Genomic DNA, 589 nt, shown 5'->3' with positions numbered 1-589 from the left:
CTTCGCCATGGGTATTAATCCTCTACCTTTCCGCCAGCAGCAGTAATTGCTTCACGAGCACCTTTAGTTACTTTCAAACCTTGAATAGTAACTGCTTTAGATAACTCGCCCGACAAAATAACTTTAGCCTGCTTAGCATCACGACGAACCAAGTTTGCGTTTTTCAACGCATCCAAGTCGATAACATCAGCTTCGACAGCTGCTAATTCGTTCAAACGAATTTCAGCAGAGTACTTAGCTTGACGTGAACTGAAACCGAACTTTGGAAGTCGGCGTGCTAGAGGTTGCTGACCACCCTCGAAACCTGGCGCTACAGAACCGCCAGAACGAGACTTCAAACCCTTGTGGCCACGACCACAAGTTTTACCAAAACCACTACCAATACCGCGACCTACACGTCGAGCTGTAGGCTTTGATCCAGGAGCTGGACTTATTGAATTAAGACGCATTTTATTCTCCTTCAATCCTAACCATGTAGTTAACTTTGTTAGCCATACCGCGAACTGAAGGTGTATCTTCCAGCTCTACAGTCTGACCAATCTTACGTAGACCAAGACCGGTAACACACGCTCTATGAGCAGGTAAGCGA

Annotated in this window: 2 protein-coding genes; both read right to left on the bottom strand. The window is 46.2% G+C overall.

Features of this window, described 5'->3' with window-relative positions:
* Positions 1–14: 14 nt before the first annotated feature.
* Entirely contained in the window at positions 15–449 is a 435-nt protein-coding gene (gene rplO, locus A3729_RS29420) for a 50S ribosomal protein L15 (RefSeq protein WP_068508547.1), read from the bottom strand.
* Between the two features lies 1 nt (position 450).
* The coding region (gene rpmD, locus A3729_RS29415; protein WP_068634557.1) for a 50S ribosomal protein L30 at positions 451–589 on the bottom strand (139 nt) is incomplete at its 5' end.

Source organism: Oleiphilus sp. HI0043 (assembly GCF_001634935.1).
The sequence above is the reverse complement of the archived record's forward strand: the minus strand, read 5'-3'. Positions and strand labels throughout refer to the sequence as shown.

Excerpts from the sequence above, each read along its gene's own strand:
- rplO (WP_068508547.1), bottom strand. The coding sequence starts at position 449 with ATGCGTCTTAATTCAATAAGTCCAGCTCCTGGATCAAAGCCTACAGCT.